The organism is Streptomyces sp. NPDC008079, assembly GCF_042957385.1.
Lineage (GTDB): Bacteria > Actinomycetota > Actinomycetes > Streptomycetales > Streptomycetaceae > Actinacidiphila.
This window is the reverse complement of sequence record NZ_JBIBIC010000001.1, coordinates 198,285-210,608: the sequence shown is the minus strand read 5'-3', so window position 1 is coordinate 210,608 and position 12,324 is coordinate 198,285. Positions and strand designations below refer to the sequence as shown.

Genomic DNA, 12,324 nt, shown 5'->3' with positions numbered 1-12,324 from the left:
ACGTGCGGTGTACGGGAGATGTACGGCTGGGGTCAGACCGTTCTCCGGCTCGCCGACGGTCGCGCGAGGACCGCGACGAGCACGGCGAGATCGGCGGCTCCCGCCGCGTCGTCCGCGTAACGCGCGACCGTGAGCGGACCCACCTCGCGCAGGACGACGCCTTCGCGGGCGAGCACATACGTCAACGCCAGCAGCGCGGAACGGGCGTTGCCGTCGGCGAAGGGGTGGAAGAAGGCCACGTCCAGATACGTCCGGGCGGCGCGCGCGGCCAACGGTACGGCGGTGTCCGCGCTTTGGGCCAGGCACTCCGCGAAGTCCGCCGGGGTGCGCGAGTTCAGCCCGTACCGTTCCCGGCCGCCCTTCGCGTACGCGTCCCCGGTCCTGAACGCCGCCTCGTCCGCACCGAGCACGGTCCGCTGCCACCCGGCCAACAGGCCGAACGTCAGGGGCACTTCGCGTACGGCGTCGGCGCGGGCCGCCTCGTACGCGGCCAGCAGGCGGCGGGCGCGGGCGGGGTCGCGGCGCCGGACGGGGCCCGCGCACCAGGCGGTGAAGCCGTCGACGGCCGGGGTGGTCCGGCCTGCCGTCACGTCGTCGGCGCCGGTGGCCGTCCAGTCGACCCGCCGCCGGGCCGCGCACCAGGCCGCCAGCGCGTCGGGGCCGGTCCCGTACGCGCTCGCGGGAACGGCCGAGTCCCCGCGCGGCTGCGGCGCGGTGGACGTCATCCGCCGTCGTGCCGCTCTTCGAGGTGGCTGTACTCGCGGTGGTCGCGGTAGGGGAGGCGGCCGGTCAGGGCGACGGCCAGATCCTCGCCGACCGAGTCGACGAGCGTGGACGGCGGGGCGACCCAGCTCGTGAAGCGTCCGCCGATGGCGCTGTCGACCACGGCCGTGGCCTCGGCGTCACCCATTCCGCAGGAGGTGAGGTACCACCCCAGCACCAGTCGGCACGTTCCGTACCAGCCGCTCTCCGCCTGCGTACGGTCCACGACGCGGGTGACCAGCCGGACCGCCGCGCGTTCCAGGTGCCAACTGCGCTGCTCGGGGGAGGCGTCCGGTGCCGGGGCCAACTCCCGGAAGCGCTCGGCCAGTTCCTCCAGCCAGTCCCGCCACTCGGTCAGCGCGGCGACGGCCTTGGCCGCGGTCGCGTCCGGTGTCGTCACCGAGTGCGCCCCGCAGCACCAACTGCCGACCACACCGCCGTCGTTGTCGCCCTCGCCGACGCTCCAGTTCCACTCCCGCGCCCAGGATCCGTACCGCTCGACGAAGAGCGCGGTGATCCGCGGCACGCAGCGGCGCTCCCGCGCCCACTTGCCCGCCATGCCGGACCGCACCTGCGGCACCAACTCCCTGACCAGCGCCTCGACTCGCGCCTTCTCGGCGTCGTCCCAGGCGAACGGGTGGCGCTCCGGGTCGAGTTCTGGCCAGGTGGGGACGCGGTACGGGGGCGGTGGCGCGGGCTGCTCGGCCGGTGTGGCGGGTTGCTCGGCGGGCGTGGCGGGTTGCTCGGCCGGTGTGGCGGGTTGCTCGGCGGGCGTGGCGGGCTCCGGGGGTGCGGGTGCGGGCGGGGATGCGGACAGCCGTCCAGTGTCGCGGCCCGCGCCCGTGTCCGCCTCCGGTTTTCCGGCCGCCGGGGGCCTACTGACCGGCGGTGGCGGCGAAGCGCCGGGCGAGGGTCGCGAAGGCGTCCTTGAGCGCGGGCGGCCCGATGACCTCGACGGCGGTGTCGAACTGGGCGAGGGCGGCGGCGAGCGCGGGCCAGGACCAGGAGCCGAGGGTGAGGCGGCAGCGGTCGGCGGTGAGGGGTTCGACGAGGCCGTCGCGGGCGTAGGGGGCGACGGCGGAGGCGGGCAGGTCGAGCACGACGACACCGCGGCAGGGCCAGTCGGCCGCGCCCCGCGCGGGGGCCTCGGCGCCGCGGAAACGGGCGGTGACGAAGGCGGCCACATCGCCGCCGGGCAGGTCGCGGGGGGTGAAGCGGGGTCCCGTGGGGGTGCGGGGCCGAATCCGGTCGGCGCGGAAGGTGCGCCAGTCGGCGCGGTCGAGGTCCCAGGCCAGGAGGTACCAGCGCCCGCCCCGCGCGACGAGGTGGTGGGGCTCGACGCGGCGGGGAGCGGCGGGGGAATCGGGCCCCTGTGTGCGGGGGGCGGCGGCGGAGCCGGGCTCGTGTGTGCGGGGTGCGGCGGCGGCACCGAGCTCCTGCGCGGCGGGAGCGGCAGGGGCCCCGGCCTCGGGCTCCGGCGGGCCCGCGTAGTCGAAGCGCAGCACCTCGCGGGCGTGGACGGCGGCGCCCAGCGCGGTCAGGACGCCGCTGTCGGCGGTCGCGGCGCCGGGCGGCGGGACGGCCGTCACCTCCAGGGCGTCGATCCGGTGCCGCAGCCGCGCCGGCATCACCTGCCGTACGGTCGCCAGCGCGCGGGCGGCTGCCTCCTCGATGCCCGCGCCCGCCCCCGTGGCCATCCGCAGGGCGATGGCCAGGGCCACGGCCTGGTCGTCGTCGAAGAGCAGCGGCGGTAGCCGCGCCCCGGAGTCGAGCCGGTACCCGCCGTCGGGGCCCTTGGAGGCCGCGATGGGATAGCCCAGCTCGCGCAGCCGGTCCACGTCCCGGCGGACCGTACGGGCGCTGACGTCCAGGCGTTCCGCCAGCTCGCCGCCCGGCCAGTCCCTGCGGGTCTGGAGCAGGGACAGGAGGGAGAGCAGCCGGGCCGACGTTTTCTGCATACGTCCGATTCTCTCCCGAGTACAGGACAGAAACTGTCCTGTACGGGTGCGAGGGTGGGTCACAGACCGGGAAACACGCAGGTAACGAAGGTTCGAACCCGACAGCGCAAGGAGCCACCCATGTCCGTCACGACCGCCACCCACCTGAATTTCCGGGGCGAGGCCCGCGCGGCGCTCGACTTCTACGCGTCCGTCTTCGGCGGGCGCCTCACCGCCGTCACGTACAAGGACGCCGGCGCCGTACAGGCCGAGAGCGAGGCCGACTGGATCATGTGGGGCGAGGTCGTGTCCGACGACGGCTTCCACGTCATGGCGTACGACGTCCCGTCGCACCTGCCCTGGGACCAGGGCCGTAACGCCTTCTTCGTCTCGGTGCGCGGCGACAGCGCCGAGGAGATCACCGCGCTCTGGGAGAAGCTGGCGGACGGCTCGACGGTCGCGCAGCCGCTCGCGCCCGCGCAGTGGGCGCCGCTGTACGGCATGCTCACCGACCGCTTCGGGGTCGTGTGGGTCCTGGACGTCACTGCCCCGTACGGCGGCTGACGCCGCGTCATGCCGCACGTGACGCCGTACGTGACGCCGCCGCTCGACAGCCGCGCCCTGAACCGGGCGACCCTGGCCCGACAACTCCTGCTGGAGCGCTCGGACCTGCCGGTTCTGGACGCCGTCGCGCACCTCGGCGGCGTCCAGGCGCAGGAACCGCAGGAGCCGTTCACCGGGCTCTGGTCACGGCTGCGCGGCTTCCAACCCGCCGTGCTGGACGGCCTGTTGACCGGGCGCGAGGTGGTGCGCACCCATCTGATGCGCCGTACCGTCCATCTCGTCACCGCCGAGGACGCGCTCGCCTGGCGGGCCCGCCACGATCCGATGCTGCGGCAGCGCGTCCTGGGCACGTACCGCGACGAGTTGGCCGGGATCGACCTGGCCGCGCTGGCGGCGGCGGCCCGCGCCGTCGTGGCCGACGGCGAGGCCCGCACGATGGCCGAGATCGTCGCGGCGCTCGCGGACCGCTGGCCGGGCCCGCCCCGGCGCGTCCTCGGCGAACTCGTCGTCGCCGCCCTGCTCCCCATGGCGCAGCGGCCCCCGCGCGGCCTGTGGCGTACGAAGTCGGGCGTCCGCAACGTCCTGCTCTCGTCGTGGCTGGGCCGCGACATCGACCCGCCGCCCGCGGACGACGCGGCGGAGGACCTCGTCGGACAGGCGCTCGTACGCCGCTACCTCGCCGCGTACGGCCCCGCCGCCACCGCCGACCTGCGCGCCTGGTCCGGCCTCGCGGGGCTCCCCGCCGCGGTCGCCGCCGTACGCCCCGAACTCGTCGCCTTCCGCGACACCCAGGGCCGTGAACTGCTCGACCTCCCCGACGCCCCGCGCCCCGACCCGAGCACCCCCGCGCCCGTACGCTTCCTGCCTGCCTTCGACAACGCCCTTCTCGGCTACGCCGACCGGACCAGGATCGTGGACGACGCCCACCGCGGCCTGTCCGTCGCCGGTCAGCGCGTCGTCCTGGTCGACGGCCGCGTCGCCGCCACGTGGACGGCGGAGGCGCGGGGCGTCACCGTCACCCCGCTCCGGCCGCTGCGGCGGGCGGAGCGCGACGCGGTCATGGACGAGGGCCGGGCCCTGGCGGCCTTCCTCACGGACGGGGAGAGCGACCTGGTCCGCACCGCGTAGGCGCGGCTTGAACGCGCCCTTGGTCTACGGCTGTTGGGGTCCGTACGTCTCCTCGCGCGTCGGCCACGCGTCGGCGCGCGCGAGGTCGAGGACGAGGGCGCCGATGTTCCAGGCGTCGTCCTCGCCCCGGTGGTGCCGCCCTTCGAGCGGCAGCCCGGCCACGCGCAGCGCCTCCGCCATCCCCGGCCGCTTGCGCAGCCCGTACCCTTGCGTGAACACCGCCTTCGCGTTCACATGCGACCTGCCGAAGGGGTACGTGACCTGCGTCGCCCGGCACTGCCGCGTGAACTGGTGCCGGTCGTAGTCCCCCCAACTCGCCCACACCCGCGCCCCCGCCAGGTGCTCCCGCGCCAACTCCCCGCAGGCGTCGGCGAACGACACCCCGCGGTCCACCTCCGCCTGCGTCAGCCCCGTCAACTCCGTGCAGAACGCGCTCACCCGCGACCGCACCGGCCGCACCACCCACCGGTGCCGCCCCACCCGCTCCCCGGCCGCCAAGTCCACCACGGTCAGCCCGATCTCGATGATCTCGCTCACCGCCCCCGGCGGCGGCTGCCCGTCCCAGCACGTCGCCTCGACATCCACGACATTCAGCAACTCCCCGCCCCAATTCATCCGTCGAGCATAGGAAGCCAGCCGCCGGACGCCGAACCATTTCCCGACCAGCCTTCGGCCGGGAGGTACGGGGACGCGTCGGCGTCTTCTACCGCGTCCGCGTCACTGGCGGCCGCCTCCGCCCCCAACAGGCCACGTGCCCCCGGTCCTGACCGGGGGCCTGATCCAGGACGGACCCCAAAGCGGACGTTCCCGGGAGGGTGCTTCGGGCGGCGGATCCAGGGGGGTGGCCGGACGTCCGGCGTAGGGACCGGGCAACTGGGGTGTCAGCAGGGGCCGTTGTCGGTCCAGACGGCCCAGGAGGAGGGGTCGGTGGGGACGGCGTTGGTGGAGTAGTAAGTCGCCGTGAATTTGTGGTCGTTGTAGGAGACGGCGTTGCCGGGGACGTAGGAGGTGGACGGGCTCCAGGGGGCGGGGCAGGCGGGGGTGCCGCTGCCGCCGCCGGTGGTGGTGGCGGACAGGGGGGCCGAGGTGGGGCTGACGGTGCCGGAGGCGGTGGCGGCGGCGACCGTGTAGGTGTAGGCGGTGCCCGCGGCGAGGCCGGTGTCGGTGAAGGACGTGCCTCCGGTGGTGCCGACCTGGGCGCCGCCGCGGTAGACGGTGTACGAGGCCGCGCCGGAGACGCCGGTCCAGGACAGGGCGACCGAGGTGTCGGTGGTGGCGGTCGCGTGCAGGCCGGTGGGCGCGGCGAGCGGCGGGGGAGTGCCGTTCGAGGAGACGAACTGCCAGGTGATGCCGGTGACGACACCCGTCCCGAGCGGCGCGAACTCCGCGAACGCGGGCTGGCTCAGGTCGATGTGCGTCGCGTCGCACGTCGGGCACTTGTCGGCCACCGGCACCGTGAGCGTCTTGCCGTTGTACGTGACCTGGACCGAAATCCCGCCGCACAGAGGGTCGTTGTTGGGGTTGGCCGAGGTCCACCACTGGTACGACACCGCGACCAGATACTGCGTGGACGCGTCGATACGCGTCCCGCACGCGCCGTACCCGACGTCGTTGTAGTACGTCATCGACCCGCTCATCGGCTGCCCGACCGGCACGGCGGCCACGGCAGGTCCGCCGGCGAGCAGCACGAGCGCCGAGGCACCCGCCAGGGCGCCGAGCCAGGGCGTGACGCGGCGCGTGACCCGTCGGCCGATCCGTCGCCTGACGCTTCGCCTGATACCTCGCCTGACACCTCGCGGAGCGCGCAATGTACCTCTCCTCTACGTCTGTTCAGAGTGGGGGGAGCCTGAGCAAGGCGTTGAGCACGGGGCGTACTTGGCGTACGGGGCGTACGGGGCTGACAGTACGCGAACAAGCCGCCGTACGGTGGCGAGGCGGCGGCACACCGAACGGTTCAGGACGTCGTTGTCATGCCCTCCCACCGGGCACGGGTCACGCGCCCCCGCCCGGCCCCCGAGCCCCCGGCGCGCCCGCCGCGAGCAACCCGTCCACGAACGTCCGCAGCCCGTCGCGATACGTGTCCCGTAGGGCCAGTTCGTGCCACCGGCCGCTGACGGCCGCCAGGTGCGGCACCTTCTCCGCGTCGAACGTCTCGCGGAATACGGGCGGTTCGCCGCCGCTCGGCCACCGTACGGAGTGCGCGCGCACCAGGATCTCGCCGACCGTGTAGTACCAGATGCTGCGGAAGACGTGCACGGACTGCTCCTGCGTACAGCCGTGTTCGTCCGCCCCGGACACGATGCCCTCGACCATCCACAGCGCCGATTCGTCGAGCAGCCCGACGAAACCGTCCGTGGTCAGCACCTCCGCCGCCCACGGCCACGCGGCGAGCGCGTCGTGCAGCGCGGTGGCGGACGCGATGACGCGGTCGCGCGGGTCGGCGGGGAGTTCGGGGCGTTCGAGCTGGCTGATGTGGTGTTCGAGCAACTGGACGAGCAGGTCTTCCTTGTCCCGGATGTGGTGGTAGAGCGTCGTCGGCCCGATGCCCAGCTCGGCGGCCAGCCGCCGGATCGTCAGCTTCTCCCAGCCGTCGCGGTCGATGAGCCGACGGGTCGCCGTGAGGATCTCCGCGCGGGAGGTCACGGGCGGGCGGCCGGTGCGGCCGTTCGGCGCGGGGGCGGCGCTTGCGCGCTTGGACGGCTGGGGCTCCGCGGGCTGCTTGGACGGCGCGGGCTGCTCGGGCTGCTCGGACGGCTGGGGCGACGCGGGCTGTGTGGGCGGTCGGGGCATGGGCCCATCATGCCGCGCCGCCGCGCGCGGGCCGTACGACGTACGCCGTGACCTGCGCGAGGGTCCGTCCGTACCCGTGAAGCGCGCCCCGGCCGCGTACGGCCGCCGTGCCCGCCCCGCGTACCCCCGCCCCCCTCCCGATTCCCATCCGGTCCATCCGGTGCTACTTTCGGAACACGTTCCTAAAGTCGGGACGGCAGAGAGCGGCGGCGCGCGCCGGCGCCGAGAACGGGGAGTCCGCGATGCGGAAGAGGCTGAGGAAGAGTCCGAGCAGCAGCCCGATCGAACCGGGGGGTCCGGGCCGGGGTCCCGGCGGGGGTCCCGGTGGAGGCACCGGCATCCCGGCGCCCCCGACAGCCCCGCCGAGCGGGGCCCCGGCGGCCGTCCGCCCGGGGCTGACCCTCGCGGTCGTCGCCGTCGTCCAGTTCATGGTGTCGCTCGACGTGTCCGTCGTGAACGTCGGACTGCCCCAGATCGCGTCCGGCCTCGGCTTCGGCCCGGTCGGCCTGACATGGGTGATCCACGCGTACGCCCTCACGTACGGCGGCCTGCTCCTGCTCGGCGGCAAGGCGGCCGACCGCTATGGCCGCAAGCGGGTGCTGCTGCTCGGGCTCGCCCTGTTCGGCCTGGCCTCCCTCGGCGGCGGCCTCGCCCAGAACCCCGCCCAACTCGTCGCCGCTCGCACGGTCCAGGGCATCGGCGCCGCCGCCCTCGCCCCCGCCGCGCTGGCGCTGCTGACCGGGACGTTCCCCGAAGGCCGGGCGCGCGTCAGGGCGTTCGGCATCTGGAGCGCGGTCAACGCGGCGGGCGGCGCCTTCGGCGTCGTGATCGGCGGTGTCCTCACGCAGTACGCGAGCTGGCGCTGGGTCATGCTGGTCAACGTGCCAATGGCCGTGTGCGCGCTGGCACTTGCCTGGCGCGGGGTCACCGCGACCGCGCCGAACGCGCGCGCCGGCCGCCCCGACGTCCTCGGCGCCGTACTCGCCACCGCGGGCATGACGCTCCTGGTCTTCGGCGTCGTCCGCACCGACCGGCACGGCTGGACCTCGGGCGCCACCCTCTCGACGCTCGCCGTCGCCGTCGTCCTGCTGGCCGCCTTCCTCTCCGTCGAGCGGACCACGGCCCGCGAACCCCTCATCCGGCTCGGCCTGTTCGCCAACCGCTCGGTCTCCGGCGCGAACGCGTTCAACCTCCTGGTCGGTGCCGCCATGACCCCGTCCTTCTACTTCGTCTCCCTCTACCTCCAGGACATCCTCGGCAAGGGGCCCGCGCTGACCGGCGCGATGTTCCTGCCCTTCACCTTCGGCCTGATCGGCGGCTCCGTGCTCGCCATCAAGTTGGGCTACCGCTTCCCGCCGCGCACCCTGCTCGTCACCGGCGGCATCCTGACGGCCGTCGGGCTCGGCTGGTTCGGCATGATCAGCGCCGACGGGTCCTTCGCCGCCGACATCCTCGGCCCCTCGATCGTCGCCAGCGTCGGCTTCGGCCTCTGCCTCGGCCCGGTCGTCTCCACCGCCACGGCGGGCGTCGCGCCCCACGAGACCGGCACCGCCTCCGGCCTGCTCAACAGCTCCCGCCAGATCGGCGCCTCCCTCGGCCTCGCCGCCCTGGGCACCGCCGCGCAGCACCGCACGGGCGGACGCGCGACGCTCGGTGCGCTCTCCGACGGGTACGGGTTCGGCCTGACGCTGGGCGCGGCGCTGCTGGTCGCGGCCGTGGCCGTCGCCCTGACGGTGCTGCGGCGGACCGGGGCGGCGGGGCGTGAATCCCCTTCCGTGGAGCGGGACTTGGTGCCGACGGGGGACTGAGGGGGGACTGAGGGGGCGGTACGGCCGGACGGGGGCGGGTCGTACGGGGTCCGGTTGTACGGGTACGGCCACGCGGTGGCTCGGCTGTACGGGGGCGGGCTCTTTCCCGCCACCGTACGGTCAACTACCGGCCGAAGACGGCTCTTTCGGGTCGGGTCAGGTTGTCATGGGCATGACCTCATGCGTAACGCGAGCCCCATGCACCACCCGGCCCTCCGAGAGGATCGCATCAGCGTGAGAAGTCCGAGAAGCCTCGTGAGCAGTCTGAAGCCGAAATCGACGGCGACCGTTTTCGTGACCGCGGCGGCGCTGGCCCTGGGCTGCGGCCTGGGCACGGCCGCGGCGGCCCCTTCGTCCCCCGCGCCGTCCCTCGCGCCGTCCCCCGTGGCCGCCGCCGCCCCCGCGTGCGGCTCGGCGACGGTCTCCGGCCGTACCGTCAGCGGGGCGCTGCCCGCGGCCGAGGTCCACCGCCAGCTCAACTCACTGGCGCGGCAACACCGTTCGCAGTACGGGACGCCGTCCGGGATCGCGGCCAAGGGCCCGCTCGGTACGGCCTCCCCGGCCACGGGCACCGTCGTACGGCCGCTGCTCGACATCCACCCGGCGCAGGGCACGGCGTTCAAGTCGCTGTCCGGCTCGGACGGTTCGTGCGCCACCCAGTCCGTCTCGACCCAGCTCACGGTGCACGACAGCGGCACCACCATCTACACCCCGACGATGTACCCGGCGGGCGGCTCCTGCGTCGAACTCGTCACCGTCTACACGCGGACCGTCCGCTCGGTCTCCGCCTGGGACTGGTGCCGCAGCGTCAACTTCGCCGCCTCCGTCACCATCAACAGCTCCTTCCTCACCACCTACACCGGCGCCACCGGCTCCTACACCGGCCGCGTCGTCAAGACCTCCGCCGCCTCCAACACCTGGTCCGCGGACCTCTACAACTACTCGACCGGCCAGTGGGACACCCTCTTCGCCCAGTCCGGCGCCAACCAGTCCGGCCGCACCGACGGCTGGGACATCGAAGAGCTCTACTCCACGGTCGGCACCTCCGGACAGGCGTCCTCCTGCGCCGACATGGCCAACCTCACCTTCGAGTCCGCCAACATCGCCGTCCGCACCAACGGCACGTGGTCCCCCGCCTCCACCGCCAACGCCGACACCCACTACGACTCCCCCGCCGGCTCCTTCTACTGCCCCACCCGCACCTTCCAGATGCTCACCCCTTACACCCACTGGAAAGCCACCGGCTGACCCTCGCCGCCCCGGCCCGACCCCGGCGCGGCCCACCCCCGCCCGGCCGGGCCCCGGCCCCCGTACCCTCTCCCCCGTCAGCCCCTGGCCGCCCGCCGGGACCGTTCAACCCGCTCTGACTGTTCCCCCACTCTCGCCAAACCCCGCCACCGCCCGGAACACCCCCGCAGGCCGATCAACTGTGCCCCGCACACGCGGGGATGACCCCGTCATCCGGCCAGTGCCGCAGGCGGGTATCTGCCGCGCCCCGCACACGCGGGGACGGTGGCCCCCGCTGTGGCCAACTCCCCGTCCGGCGGGGACGGGCTCCCGTCCCCGGGTGGCTCTGGCCCGAAGGGCCCTGGCCTGCCGCGCCGGGCGGGCGGGCCGCCCAGGGGTCGGGCGGGGCCCGGCTAGGGTGGGGTGATGGCGGCGATTCGGCAGATCCAGGTGACCTTCGACTGCGCGGAGCCCGAGCGGGTCGCTCGGTTCTGGTGCGAGGTGTTGGGGTACGTGGTGCCGGCGCCGCCGGAGGGATTCGGGACGTGGGGGGAGTACGACGCCGCGCAGCCTCCGGAGGAGCGGGGGTCGTGGTTCGCGTGCGTGGACCCCTCGGGGGCGGGGCCCCGGCTGTACTTCCAGCGCGTCCCCGAGGGGAAGGCCGTCAAGAACCGGGTGCACCTCGACGTACGGGTGGGCACCGGCCTGGCGGGGGAGGAGCGGCTGGCCGCCCTGGAGGCCGAGTGCGCGCGGCTGATCCCGCTCGGCGCGGTGCGCGTACGGCTGCTGTACGACGGCGGCAGCGACTCGTGCATCGTGATGCAGGACATCGAGGGCAACGAGTTCTGCCTCGACTGACGCGCTCGCGGGGACCAGCGCCGGAGGCGTCGGCCCGGAGATCGACGACCCGGAGCGCAGGGACGCGGTACTCGTCCGGCTCGATGATCGAGGACGAGAGGCACCCTCGGAGGTGGCAGGACCCGGGTGCGGGGCGGACGGTCTGGGTCTTGATCCGGCGGGATGCCGGTCAGTGGGGGTACGTGCGGGGCGGGCGTTGACGGGGGAGGGTGTCGCGGAACTGCTCGATGGCGGAGCTGATCTGGCGGGTGAGGTGGGTGTCCTCGATGCGGTCGAGGTAGAGGTTGCGGCGGGCGAGGCCGACGGCGTCGACGCAGAAGTAGAGGGACATGAGGGGGTTGATGAAGAGTTCGCTGCGCTTGGTGCGGTCGGTGAACTGGACGTCGCCGAAGTCGCCGCGGGTGGCGGCGGCGATGGAGCCGTGGACGATGCTCGGGTACTCGGGCGTGGACGCCTGGGCGTGGGCGACGGCGTCGAGGTAGAGGGCGCCCTCGCGGCTGGCGGGGGAGAGGGAGAAGGCCCCGAGGTAGGCGCCGTCGCGCTCCAGAGCGGCCAGATTCTCCAGTACGAGGGCGTGGTTGACCCCGTGGTACGCGTCCACGCCGAAGCCGAGGCAGGCGACGAGCCGTTGGGGGACCTCGTCCAGCGCGCGGACGGCGGCGAGGCTGGCCATGTCCTCCTCGGGGGTGCCGAGTCCGCTCTCGTCGCCGCGCATGAGGATGTCGGTGCCGCCGTCGACGAGGACGATCGCGTCGACGCCGCCGAGGTGGGCGATCAGCGCGCGGTACGCGGCTCGCAGCGGCTGGACTCCCGTCCGGTCGAAGGCGTGGACGGTGGACGGGAGGCCCTGCCCCTCCAGCCAGCGCGCCAGCGTCCGCTCGGGGAAGTAGTCACCCCTGGCCACGGTGTCGGGCCCGATGACGGCCACGTTGTGGTCCAGCCACACGCCCAGGTCCAGGCCGTGCAGATCGGCGAACGACAGATTCGCCAGGTGCACTTCCTTGCCCTCGGCGCGCAGCGCGAGCGCCAGCGGCAGTCCGGCGTAGACGTCGAAGCCGCCGCCCGCGCCGGCGACGAGCACGCGCCGCGCGTCGCGCAGCCGCGTGAACAGGGCAGGCTCATGAAGGGAGTACACCCAGGGACGGTAACAGGAGCGCGGCACACGGCCGTTGAGGACATCCGCGGGTCATGACCCGACACCGCGCCCCGCACCGCGCGACGGGCCGAATCCCCGACGCGTCAAGTCAGTT

General features: G+C 74.0%; 12 protein-coding genes. 5 read left to right on the top strand and 7 right to left on the bottom strand.

What is annotated here, in order from left to right; all coding sequences use genetic code 11:
* Positions 1-32: 32 nt before the first annotated feature.
* The 3 genes from ACFZAM_RS00825 to ACFZAM_RS00815 all read right to left on the bottom strand — a co-directional run bounded on the left by ACFZAM_RS00825 (position 33) and on the right by ACFZAM_RS00815 (position 2,720).
* Positions 33-725, bottom strand: a complete 693-nt coding sequence (locus ACFZAM_RS00825) for a Fic family protein (RefSeq protein ID WP_391041730.1) — start codon at positions 723-725, stop codon at positions 33-35.
* Positions 722-1,342 carry a hypothetical protein gene (locus tag ACFZAM_RS00820; protein WP_366823642.1) on the bottom strand — a complete coding sequence of 207 codons (621 nt, stop codon included), beginning with the start codon at positions 1,340-1,342 and terminating at the stop codon, positions 722-724. Before ACFZAM_RS00820 ends, ACFZAM_RS00825 begins: the two co-directional genes overlap by 4 nt.
* 295 nt (positions 1,343-1,637) lie before the next feature.
* Positions 1,638-2,720 (bottom strand): WYL domain-containing protein, encoded by a 1,083-nt coding sequence (locus ACFZAM_RS00815; RefSeq protein ID WP_391041728.1) that lies wholly within the window; start codon positions 2,718-2,720, stop codon positions 1,638-1,640.
* A gap of 120 nt (positions 2,721-2,840) precedes the next feature.
* Here ACFZAM_RS00815 and ACFZAM_RS00810 point away from each other — a divergent pair, with 120 nt between their 5' ends.
* Both ACFZAM_RS00810 and ACFZAM_RS00805 read left to right on the top strand, forming a co-directional pair.
* Positions 2,841-3,263 (top strand): VOC family protein, encoded by a 423-nt coding sequence (locus ACFZAM_RS00810; RefSeq protein WP_355339918.1) that lies wholly within the window; start codon positions 2,841-2,843, stop codon positions 3,261-3,263.
* Positions 3,264-3,272: 9 nt separating this feature from the next.
* On the top strand, positions 3,273-4,391 hold the full coding sequence (locus ACFZAM_RS00805; protein ID WP_391041725.1) for a DNA glycosylase AlkZ-like family protein: 1,119 nt from the start codon (positions 3,273-3,275) through the stop codon (positions 4,389-4,391).
* A gap of 24 nt (positions 4,392-4,415) precedes the next feature.
* On the opposite strand, the gene ACFZAM_RS00800 is transcribed toward ACFZAM_RS00805, so the two are convergent.
* From ACFZAM_RS00800 to ACFZAM_RS00790, 3 genes are all read right to left on the bottom strand, one after another.
* Positions 4,416-5,006, bottom strand: coding sequence for an exonuclease domain-containing protein (locus tag ACFZAM_RS00800; protein WP_391041723.1), 591 nt, complete (start codon positions 5,004-5,006; stop codon positions 4,416-4,418).
* A gap of 266 nt (positions 5,007-5,272) precedes the next feature.
* Positions 5,273-6,199, bottom strand: coding sequence for a cysteine/serine endopeptidase inhibitor (locus tag ACFZAM_RS00795; RefSeq protein ID WP_391041721.1), 927 nt, complete (start codon positions 6,197-6,199; stop codon positions 5,273-5,275).
* Between the two features lie 184 nt (positions 6,200-6,383).
* Positions 6,384-7,181, bottom strand: coding sequence for a TetR family transcriptional regulator (locus ACFZAM_RS00790; protein ID WP_391041719.1), 798 nt, complete (start codon positions 7,179-7,181; stop codon positions 6,384-6,386).
* A gap of 242 nt (positions 7,182-7,423) precedes the next feature.
* Here ACFZAM_RS00790 and ACFZAM_RS00785 point away from each other — a divergent pair, with 242 nt between their 5' ends.
* From ACFZAM_RS00785 to ACFZAM_RS00775, 3 genes are all read left to right on the top strand, one after another.
* A complete protein-coding gene (locus tag ACFZAM_RS00785) occupies positions 7,424-8,989 on the top strand; it encodes an MFS transporter (RefSeq protein ID WP_391041718.1) in 1,566 nt (521 codons plus the stop codon).
* A 255-nt stretch (positions 8,990-9,244) separates the two neighbouring features.
* A complete protein-coding gene (locus ACFZAM_RS00780) occupies positions 9,245-10,237 on the top strand; it encodes a hypothetical protein (RefSeq protein ID WP_391041716.1) in 993 nt (330 codons plus the stop codon).
* A gap of 405 nt (positions 10,238-10,642) precedes the next feature.
* Positions 10,643-11,074 (top strand): VOC family protein, encoded by a 432-nt coding sequence (locus ACFZAM_RS00775; protein ID WP_355339936.1) that lies wholly within the window; start codon positions 10,643-10,645, stop codon positions 11,072-11,074.
* A gap of 169 nt (positions 11,075-11,243) precedes the next feature.
* Here the strand turns inward: ACFZAM_RS00775 and ACFZAM_RS00770 are convergent, their stop codons facing one another.
* The gene (locus ACFZAM_RS00770; protein WP_391041714.1) at positions 11,244-12,209 is read right to left on the bottom strand and encodes a DUF1152 domain-containing protein; all 966 of its coding nucleotides are present in this window, start codon (positions 12,207-12,209) and stop codon (positions 11,244-11,246) included.
* Positions 12,210-12,324: the final 115 nt, after the last annotated feature.

Coding starts and splice junctions, on each gene's coding strand:
- ACFZAM_RS00775 (WP_355339936.1), top strand. CDS start 10,643: ATGGCGGCGATTCGGCAGATCCAGGTGACCTTCGACTGCGCGGAGCCC.
- ACFZAM_RS00785 (WP_391041718.1), top strand. CDS start 7,424: ATGCGGAAGAGGCTGAGGAAGAGTCCGAGCAGCAGCCCGATCGAACCG.
- ACFZAM_RS00825 (WP_391041730.1), bottom strand. CDS start 725: ATGACGTCCACCGCGCCGCAGCCGCGCGGGGACTCGGCCGTTCCCGCG.
- ACFZAM_RS00790 (WP_391041719.1), bottom strand. CDS start 7,181: ATGCCCCGACCGCCCACACAGCCCGCGTCGCCCCAGCCGTCCGAGCAG.
- ACFZAM_RS00805 (WP_391041725.1), top strand. CDS start 3,273: ATGCCGCACGTGACGCCGTACGTGACGCCGCCGCTCGACAGCCGCGCC.
- ACFZAM_RS00800 (WP_391041723.1), bottom strand. CDS start 5,006: ATGAATTGGGGCGGGGAGTTGCTGAATGTCGTGGATGTCGAGGCGACG.
- ACFZAM_RS00815 (WP_391041728.1), bottom strand. CDS start 2,720: ATGCAGAAAACGTCGGCCCGGCTGCTCTCCCTCCTGTCCCTGCTCCAG.
- ACFZAM_RS00810 (WP_355339918.1), top strand. CDS start 2,841: ATGTCCGTCACGACCGCCACCCACCTGAATTTCCGGGGCGAGGCCCGC.